8 protein-coding genes are annotated in these 9000 nt (G+C 64.2%); 4 read left to right on the forward strand and 4 right to left on the reverse strand.

All coding sequences use genetic code 11. The features are described 5' to 3' along the window. Positions 1-140 precede the first annotated feature (140 nt). Genes AC6UAL_RS09340 through AC6UAL_RS09355 form a run of 4 tightly spaced genes read left to right on the forward strand, consistent with a single transcriptional unit; the run spans position 141 to position 4224 of the window. A complete protein-coding gene (locus AC6UAL_RS09340) occupies positions 141-1139 on the forward strand; it encodes an ABC transporter substrate-binding protein (RefSeq protein WP_500683110.1) in 999 nt (332 codons plus the stop codon). After that, complete coding sequence (locus AC6UAL_RS09345) at positions 1136-1948, forward strand: ABC transporter ATP-binding protein (protein ID WP_500683111.1); 813 nt, start codon at positions 1136-1138, stop codon at positions 1946-1948. The genes AC6UAL_RS09340 and AC6UAL_RS09345 overlap by 4 nt, the downstream gene beginning before the upstream one ends. A gap of 50 nt (positions 1949-1998) precedes the next feature. Next, the gene (locus AC6UAL_RS09350; protein WP_500683112.1) at positions 1999-2790 is read left to right on the forward strand and encodes an ABC transporter permease; all 792 of its coding nucleotides are present in this window, start codon (positions 1999-2001) and stop codon (positions 2788-2790) included. 27 nt (positions 2791-2817) lie between these two features. Further along, positions 2818-4224: an FAD-binding oxidoreductase gene (locus AC6UAL_RS09355; RefSeq protein ID WP_500683113.1), complete on the forward strand. Its 1407-nt coding sequence runs from the start codon at positions 2818-2820 to the stop codon at positions 4222-4224. Between the two features lie 83 nt (positions 4225-4307). Here AC6UAL_RS09355 and AC6UAL_RS09360 read toward each other — a convergent pair whose 3' ends face one another. The 4 genes from AC6UAL_RS09360 to AC6UAL_RS09375 form a co-directional block, all read right to left on the reverse strand. Next, positions 4308-4688: a peptide chain release factor family protein gene (locus AC6UAL_RS09360; RefSeq protein WP_500683114.1), complete on the reverse strand. Its 381-nt coding sequence runs from the start codon at positions 4686-4688 to the stop codon at positions 4308-4310. 58 nt (positions 4689-4746) lie between these two features. Further along, complete coding sequence (locus AC6UAL_RS09365) at positions 4747-6081, reverse strand: UTP--glucose-1-phosphate uridylyltransferase (protein ID WP_500683115.1); 1335 nt, start codon at positions 6079-6081, stop codon at positions 4747-4749. Positions 6082-6224: 143 nt separating this feature from the next. After that, positions 6225-8285 carry an ankyrin repeat domain-containing protein gene (locus AC6UAL_RS09370; protein WP_500683116.1) on the reverse strand — a complete coding sequence of 687 codons (2061 nt, stop codon included), beginning with the start codon at positions 8283-8285 and terminating at the stop codon, positions 6225-6227. Positions 8286-8609: 324 nt separating this feature from the next. Then, on the reverse strand, positions 8610-9000 hold a 391-nt coding region (locus AC6UAL_RS09375), incomplete at its 5' end, for an ankyrin repeat domain-containing protein (protein ID WP_500683117.1).

Below are 9000 nucleotides of genomic sequence, written 5' to 3' on the forward strand. Positions count from 1 at the left end.
CCAAGTGTACTTCATGCGCCTTCAAAGACTCCACAAAACCTCCCACGACTACTACCAGCAAATTTGAAACAGACCCCGCAACGCCACGTTGTCGCGATTGCCGCTTGACCCGCGATGGGCAGACTGATATACTTGAGCAGATGAAACAAGCCCTCGCATGCCTGCTGATTTTCTGCGCTCTGACTTTTCTGTTAGGCAGTTGTCAGCGCGAAGATCCGAACAGCAGAGTGATTCGCATCGGCTGCTTCCCCAACGTGACTCACGTGCAGGGGCTGGTGGCGCGCAACATGGCCCGACACGGCGAGGGCTGGTTTGAGCGCTACCTGCCGGGCTACAGCTTCGAGTGGTACACCTACTCCGCCGGGCCGACGGCTATGGAGGCCATCTTCGGGCGCACGGTCGACCTCACCTACGTCGGCCCCAGCCCCGCCATCAACGCCTATTCGGTATCGGCCGGGCGAGACGTACGCCTGCTGGCCGGAGCCGTCAACGGCGGCGCCGCCCTCGTCATCCCGAGCGACTCGAGCATCAAAAAGCCCGCCGACTTCCGCGGCAAGAGCATCGCCACGCCGCAGCTGGGCAACACGCAAGACGTCTCGTGCCGAGCTTGGCTCAGGCGCAACGGGGTGAGCTGCACGCTTGAAGGCGGCGGCGACTGCCGTGTGGCTCCGACCCCCAACTCCATGCAGTTGCAGCTACTGCAGCAGGGCGACGTCGCCGCCTGCTGGACGGTTGAGCCCTGGGTCTCTCGGCTCGAGGAAATGGCGGATGCACGCATCATGGTCGAGGAGCCGGACGTCGTAACAACCGTACTCGTCGGCCGCGTCGCTTGGCTCAAGAATCACCCCGACGCCGCTGCGGCTCTCATCCGCGCACACCGCGACCTGACGCAGTGGATCATCGAGCACCCCGAAGAAGCACAGCAGCGCGTGCAGGAAGAAATCACGCTGTTGACGCAAAGCGAGATGCCCATGTCCATCGTCCAAAAAGCATGGAAGCGCCTCAAGCTGACCAACGACATTGACGTGCCGGGGCTCGAACAGTTCGTGAGCGACGCGCAGGCGGCCGACCTCATCTCGCGCGTGCCGCCCATCGAGGGCATGCTTTACCAACCCGAAACGCAAGAAGCCTCCAAATGAACAACGAATCACTGCAGAAAGAAATCCACGCCTACCCGACTGCTAAACTGAGCGTCGAGCACGTCTGCAAAGATTTCACTAACGCCTCCGGCGACACCATTCGCGCCCTCGACGACGTCTCCATCACCATCAACGAAGGAGAGTTCGTCTGCTTCGTCGGCCCGTCGGGTTGCGGCAAATCGACGCTGCTGAACATCATTGCCGGACTCGAAAAGCCCGACAGCGGCATGGCGCTGCTCGACGGCGAACCCATCACGGGCCCGGGACGAGACCGCATGATGATGTTTCAGGAGCACGCCCTCTTCCCCTGGCTCGACGTCATCGGCAACGTCATGTTCGGGCTCAAGCAAAAACCCAACCTCAACAACAAAGAGCGCCTCGAAGTGGCGAAGTATTACCTCTACCTCGTCAAGATGGACAAATTTGCCCACGCCAACATCCACGAGCTCTCCGGCGGCATGCGGCAGCGCGTCGCGCTCGCGCGCTCGCTGGCGCCCAACCCCAAGATTCTGCTGATGGATGAGCCCTTCTCGGCGCTCGACGCCATGACGCGCGAGCGCCTCTACGGCGACATTCAAGAGGTGTGGGAAACGCGCAAGAAAACCATCGTCTTCGTCACGCACAACGTGCGCGAAGCCGTCTGCCTCGGCAGCCGCGTCATCCTCTTCTCCCCGCATCCGGGCCGCGTGCGCGAGCAGTTCTCCGTCAACCTGCCGCGCCCGCGCAACATCAATGACCACGATCTGGCTGACCTCTCGCAGCTCATCACCAGCGAGCTGAAAGGCTACCAGGCCGGCGAATCCGACTAAACCCGCCGCCCCCGCCCGACTCCGCGAACACCCAACGGCACCCGACAGCCATGCAACGCGTCCTCATCTCCGTCTCCTTCTTCATCGTCATCATCCTCCTCTGGGCAGCCCTCACCGGCGACCTTGCCTTCATCGGGCTCGACGAGCCCCTCTGGTCGCCCTACGTCATGCCGCCGCCCAGCCGCGTCTTCTACTACCTCTGGGACAACACCGCCAACGGCAAACTGCCGCTCTCGATGCTCGTCACCCTGCGCCGCCTGCTCATCGGCTACCTCATCGGCCTCGTGCTCGGCGTGCCGCTCGGCATGCTCGCCGCACGCTTCCGCTGCGTGCAGGACACCCTCGGCCACCTCGCCCTGAGCTTCCAAGCCCTGCCGAGCGTCTGCTGGGTGCCGCTGGCCTGCATCTGGTTCGGGCAGACGGAATCGGCCCTGCTCTTCGTCGTCATCATGGGCACCATGTGGAGCGTGCTGCTCTCGACCGAAAACGGCATCCGCAACGTGCCGCCCATCTACGCCCGCGCCGCCCGCACCATGGGCTCGCCGCCCCTCCACACCCTCATCTTCGTCACCCTGCCCGCCTCGGCGCCCTTCGTCGTCAGCGGCATGAAACAAGGCTGGGCCTTCGCTTGGCGCTCGCTGATGGCCGCTGAAATCTACGTCTCCGTCGTCTCGGGCTTCGGCATCGGCCAGCACCTGCACTACGGCCGCGAGCTCCAGCGCATGGACCAAGTCATCGGCGTGATGTTCATCATCATCCTCGTCGGGCTGCTGGCAGACAAACTGCTCTTCTCGCCCGTCGAGCGCTTCCTGCACCGCCGCTGGGGCACCGGCCGCGACTGATCTCCGCATTCCCAGCCACCCCCGTCCATGAACACCCCTGCCCCCGCTTGGCTGCCCGACCTGCGCCGCCGCTTTGAAGCCGAAGGACTGCCCGCCGACCACCTGCGCGACGACGACGCCACCCGCCGCGCGCACGCCGGCGACAAATGGCACGCCGTCGCCCTGCCCGAAGCCGTCCTGCTCGCCGAAAGCAGCGCCGAAGTCAGCTGCGCGCTGCGCTTCGCCAACGAATGCGGCATCGCCGTCACCCCGCGCGGAGCGGGCGTCGGCTACGTCGGCGGCTGCGTCCCCGTGCGCGGCGGCCTCGTCATCTCCGTCGCACCCATGCGGCGCATCATCGCCATCCGCCCCGAAGACGGCCTCGCCATCGTCGAAGCCGGCGTGCTGACCGCCGAACTACAGGACGCCTGCGCCAAGCTCGGCTGGTTTTACCCGCCCGACCCCGCCTCGCGCAAAGAATCCAGCATCGGCGGCAACATCGCCACCAACGCCGGCGGCCCGCGCTGCCTCAAATACGGCGTCACCCGCGCCTACGTCCTCGGCCTCGAAGTCGTCCTGCCCGACGGCCGCATCTGCAACTGCGGCGGCCTCACCCACAAAAACAAACAAGGCTTCGACCTCGTCAGCCTCTTCTGCGGCTCGGAAGGCATGCTCGGCATCGTCACACAGGCCACCCTCCGCATCATCCCGGCGCCGCCCGCCCGCGCCGCCCTCAGCGCCAGCTTCCCGCACTTCGCGCAGGCCGCCGAAGCCGTGCAGAACGTCCTCCAAGCCGGGCACCTGCCGAGCGCCATGGAAATCACCGACGCCTACACCCTCTCCGCCGCACGCGCCTACCTCGGCCCCTCCGCCCTGCCCGCCGACGCCAACGGACACATCATCATTGAAATCGACGGACAGGCCGACGCCGTCGCCACAGAGCTCGACGCCATCGCCGACGTCCTCAAGCGCACGGGCGCCGGCTCCATTCTCCGCGCCACAAGCCCCGAAGACGTCGAAGCTATCTGGCAGCTGCGGCGCGAGTTCTCCTACAGCCTCAAAGCCACCGGGCTCACCAAACTCAACGAAGACATCGTCATCCCGCGCTCGCGCCTCGTCGACCTCGTCACCTTCTGCGAATCCATGCAGCGCGAAACGGGCATCAACGTCGCCTGCTTCGGGCACGCCGGAGACGGCAACATCCACACCAACATCATGGTGCCCAAAGACGACCAAGGACGCGACCTGCGGCCCCCCGCCGACCGCCTCGTCGAGCGCCTCTTCGCCTGGGTACTCGCCGCCGGAGGGCGCATCACGGGCGAGCACGGCATCGGCCTTGCCAAAGCCCCTTGGTTCCCCGCCGCCGTCGGCGACGTCGCCCTCGACCTGCACCGCAGCCTCAAAGCCGCTCTCGACCCCAAGAGCATCCTCAACCCCGGCAAAATGGGGCTCTGATTCTCCCGACCCGAGGCGGGAAGCTGTCGGCAGCCTCCCTCACTCCTCCCTCACGCCTTCCTCACTCCTCCCTCACTCCTTCCTCACGCCTCCTCGCGGGGGCCGCGGCTCTTGCGCTCCACCACCGTGAGGCTGTGCGGCGAGCCCGTGCGCCCCTTGTGCCCGGCCGAGCGCATGAGCTCGCGCTGTCGGCGGCTCGGGCCGAGCCCGAGACGGTGCTCCAGCTCATCACAGAGCGCGCGCCGCGCAAGAAAGCGGTTCACCTCGCGCTCCCGCTCGCAGTGACACTTGACGACAAGACCGCTCGCCTCGTGGATGAGGCAGACGCAGTTGTTGCTCTTGTTCACCTTCTGCCCGCCCCGGCCGTGCCCGCGCACAAAGGACTCGCGCAAGTCAGCCTCGCGGACGCCGAGCGCACGCATGCGCTCGGCGAGCTCCTGAAGCTTCTTCGGTGTCACCGGCATAGGCGGACATCAGCCGCGTCGGCGGCAAAGACAGCGCCGACGCGGCGTAAAAAACACCTCAGTCAATCACCACCTCACCGCAAATCGGCTCCCCGTCGACGAAGTGATGCGGCCCGTTGACCACGAGACGGCGGGCATGCTTGAGCGAAGGCACGCCGAGCCCGTCGAGCGAATCAACCAGCTTGTAAAACTTGGCATTGAGCAGCACCACCGGGGCCACACCCCCGCACTCCGGCGCCAGCTCCATACCGCCGTCCTCGCGAATCACCACCGCATCCGAGCGCAGCAGCAGCAGATCCGAGCAAGTCTTGACCGGGAAGAAGCGCGAACGCGGCACGCAAACCGCGCGAGCCCCCGGGAAACACTGAATCGCCGCCCCCATCGCCGTCTCCAGCTGATACACCTTCTGCGTCGACGCATCGCGCGGATCCACCGTCTTGACATTGCGAATCACCGGCAGCGGCACCACCCCGCCGTTCGCCTTCAGGAAATCGCGCAACGCATCGAGGCGCACCCAGAGATTGTTCGTGTTGAAATAGCGATGCTTGTTGATATCTTGGAAAGCGGCGAGATCCTCCTCGGGGCACTGCGCCACCTCGCGCAGCAGCGGCTGGCCGTCGCTGCGGCGCATCGCGAGGTGCCCGCCCTTCTTATCCGCCTCCGTGCGGCGCGTCACCTCCATCACAAAGGGAGCCCCGCTCTCGGCGAACCAGCGCAAAAAGCGCGTATCAAGCTGTGCGCCCAGATTGTCCGAGTTCGACACAAAAGCATACTTCACCCCCGCCGCCAGCAAGCGATCGAGCCAGCCCGAGCCCAGCAGCGCGGGATAGAGATCGCCGTGGCCGGGCGGGCACCACTCCAACTCGGGGTGCGCGGGAAAGCTGACCGGCTCAAGCGTATCGACGCAGAGCTTGGGCACGCGGTTCTGAATCATCTCCACCTGCTGCGGATCGGCAAAGCCCTCGTCCGCATAGCGGCTCAGATACGCCATCGTATCCGCACTCGTCGAAAAAGAATTCATCAGCAGCAAACTGACCGGGCAGCCCGCGCGGCGGCGCAAACTCATCACCTGGCGCACAATCAGATCGAGGAAAGTCACCCCGGGCTTAATCTCCAACAGGCTCTTGGCCTTCTGCAAGCCCATGCCCGTACCGAGCCCGCCGTTGAGCTTGATGAGCACCGCCTGCCCCAGCAGCTCGGCATCAGCCTCGGGCGTCGACGCCGTGAGAGACTCCCAGTCAGCCACATCATCCGCCGGGGCAATCTCCGCCTCGGGAATCATCATCGACTGCTGCGAAGTGAGCACGTTGACACTGTGGCGGAAGGCTCCGATCGCGGCCTGCGAAAGGCCGACGGACTCCATCTTGCGTTCGATCACGTCAAAGTCATTCATGACGTCCTATACTACCACACTGTCGACACGACTTCAACCCGCAAAGCAGCGCAAAAGCAAGTTCTGCGCCTCAAAAAGCTCCCCCGAGCCCGCCTTTGGCGAACCCGGGGGAAACGTGGAGGGCAAGAAAGGGTCCTACGCCCTCATTCTTCGAGCAGGACACCGCCGTACTCATACAGCATGTCGGCGATTTCCGTAAACTCCTTCTCCTCCGCCACATTCACCGCATGGTATCCTTCACCATCCACGGCGTTGGGGTCGGCTCCCGCCTCCAGCAGCAGGCGCACCACTTCCGTATGACCATTCTCGACAGCCCTGATCAGCGGGGTGAGGTCGTTCATCAACACACTGCTGGCATCCGGATCAGCCCCGGCCTCCAGCAGCAGGCGCACCACGTCCGTATGACCATTCCCCGCTGCCACCTGCAGTGCATATCCGTCGCTAATCATAGACAAGAAGTTGGGGTCGGCTCCCGCCTCCAGCAGCAAACGCACCACTTCCGTATGACCATTCGCAGCAGCCGACAGCAGTGCACTTCCGTTGCCTGCCCAAGTCCCAGTGTTGGGGTCGGCCCCGGCCTCCAAGAGTTCGCGAACTTTGTCCGCCAAACCGGCGGAAGCGGCAAAATGCAATTTGTTCCAGCCTTTATCCAAAGCAGCCTGTATACTTCCTCCCGCCTCCAGCAGCAGGAGAACAGCATCCGTATCACCCTTCTCAGCGGCATAATACAAAGGAGTATGACCTCTCTTATCCACCGCATTGACGTCGGCACCCGCCTCCATTAACAAGCGAACAACATCCGCCTCCCCGGACCTGATCGCCACGGACAAAGGTCTGGCCTTCCCTTCCCCTCCCCCGTTGACGTCGGCACCCGCCGCCAACAAGAGGCTCACAACATCCTTACGACCATACTCGGCAGCACAATACAGCGGGGTATCGCCGTACTCTTCCTTCGCATTGACGTCCGCCCCGGCCTCCAGCAGCAGGCGAACCGCCTTCGTGTGCCCCCTCGCGGCAGCCAAATGCAGTGGGGTGGAGTCGCTGACCTTATTCTTCGCGTCGACGTCCGCTCCGGCCTCCAGCAGCAGGCGCACGGCGTCCGGGCAACCATTCCGGGCAGCCTCGTGCAGCGGGGTTTCGCCGTCATCGACGCCGTGCCCAATGATTATTATTGCTCTGACGTCCGCACCGGCCTCCAGCAGCAGGCTCACCAAGCCTGTGTAGCCCTTCCTAGCCGACAGGTGCAGCGGAGTCCTGCCGTCCTCATCCTTCGCGTTGACGTCCGATCCCGCCGCCAGCAGCAGGCGGACGATGTCCGTGTGACCCTTCTCGGCAGCCCAGTGCAGCGGGATCCAGCCGCACCTATTCTTCGCCTTCGCATTGACGTCCGCCCCGGCCTCCAGCAGCAGGCGAACCGCGTCTGTGTGGCCCTTCTTGGCCGCTAGGTGCAGCGGGGTGGAGCCTGCATCCATGCCGTCCCCGCCGACTCTTGCGTTGACGTCCGCCCCGGCTTCCAGAAGCAAGCGCACTGCGTCCGTGTGACCATTCCCGACAGCATCGTGCAACGGGGTGGAGCCTGCATTCCAGACGTCCCCACCGATTTTTGCGTTGACGTCCGCCCCGGCCTCCAGCAGCAGGCTCACCAAGCCTGTGTAGCCCTTCCTAGCCGACAGGTGCAGCGGGGAGGAGCCTGCATCACAGCCGTCCCCACCGACTCTTGCGTTGACGTCCGCCCCGGCCTCCAGCAGCAGGCTCACCGAGTCCGTGCGGTTCCACATGGCAGCCCCGAGCAGCGGGGTCAAGCCGCCCTCATCCTTCACGTCGACGTCCGCTCCGGCCTCCAGCAACAGGCGCACCACGTCCGTGTGACCACCCGAGGCAGCACAGTGCAGCGGGGTGCTGCACCAGTTATCCTTCTCGTTGACATCAGCGCCCGCCGCCAGCAGCAGGGGGACGACGTCCGTGTGACCATTCCAGGCAGCCCGGTGCAGCGGGGTGTAGCCCATCTTACCCTTCGCGTTGACGTCCGCTCCGACTTCCAGCAGCAGCCGTGTTAACTCACACTCGCCGTTGCGGCAAGCAAACTGCAACCCCTCATCGTATTGAGGCGGCTCAATATGCTGCTCTGCAAGCTGCTGCCGAGCGAGAGCAACAGAATCATCATTCGAGCCGGGTAAGTTTGTGGTGGTATGATGCGTATTCATATACTAGTTCATGGGATTGATGTGTGTCTTCTCTTCCGAAAAAGAAAGAAGACTGAAACCACCTTATAAGACAATACCTGACCACCTCTGACCTGTCAAGAGCAAAAGGCCGACCGGATGGCAAAAAAATAAGCGCATGCAGCAGCACAGAAAGAAGACACAGACGACACGCAAGGGGAAAAATCACTCCGGCCGAATACTCGGGCGCTTCTTCCGCCGGCGCAGGGACGCCCGAGCTGGCTTTCCTTTGAAGCAACACGCCCCCGAGCCGGCTTGCTGCGGGCTCGGGGGCACGGATACAGGATCGCACAACCTCGTCCCAGCTCACACCTTGGCCCCGTGCGCCCGTAGCAGATCGACGATGTCCGTGTGCCACTCCCTGGTAGCCACGTGCAGCGGGGTGGAGCCGTACGTATCCTCCGCCTCGACGTCCGCGCCCGCCTCCAGCAGCAGGCGCACCACGTCCGTGTGACCATCCTTGGCAGCCACGTGCAGTGGGGTGTAGCCGTTCTCATCCTTCACGTTGACGTCCGCTCCCGCCGCCAGCAGCAGGCGGACGATGTCTCGGTGGCCACATAAGACAGCCAGGCTCAGCGAGGTCCAGCCGTTCGTATTCTCCGCGTCGACGTCCGCTCCGGCCGCCAGCAGCAGGCGGACGACGTCCGTGTGCCCCTCCCATGCAGCCCGGTGCAAAGGGGTGGAGCCGTCCTTATCC

The organism is Candidatus Parakkermansia intestinigallinarum, from assembly GCF_944389695.1.
Taxonomy (GTDB): domain Bacteria; phylum Verrucomicrobiota; class Verrucomicrobiia; order Verrucomicrobiales; family Akkermansiaceae; genus Akkermansia; species Akkermansia intestinigallinarum.

Excerpts from the sequence above, each read along its gene's own strand:
- AC6UAL_RS09340 (WP_500683110.1), top strand. The coding sequence starts at position 141 with ATGAAACAAGCCCTCGCATGCCTGCTGATTTTCTGCGCTCTGACTTTT.
- AC6UAL_RS09345 (WP_500683111.1), top strand. The coding sequence starts at position 1,136 with ATGAACAACGAATCACTGCAGAAAGAAATCCACGCCTACCCGACTGCT.
- AC6UAL_RS09350 (WP_500683112.1), top strand. The coding sequence starts at position 1,999 with ATGCAACGCGTCCTCATCTCCGTCTCCTTCTTCATCGTCATCATCCTC.
- AC6UAL_RS09355 (WP_500683113.1), top strand. The coding sequence starts at position 2,818 with ATGAACACCCCTGCCCCCGCTTGGCTGCCCGACCTGCGCCGCCGCTTT.
- AC6UAL_RS09360 (WP_500683114.1), bottom strand. The coding sequence starts at position 4,688 with ATGCCGGTGACACCGAAGAAGCTTCAGGAGCTCGCCGAGCGCATGCGT.
- AC6UAL_RS09365 (WP_500683115.1), bottom strand. The coding sequence starts at position 6,081 with ATGAATGACTTTGACGTGATCGAACGCAAGATGGAGTCCGTCGGCCTT.
- AC6UAL_RS09370 (WP_500683116.1), bottom strand. The coding sequence starts at position 8,285 with ATGAATACGCATCATACCACCACAAACTTACCCGGCTCGAATGATGAT.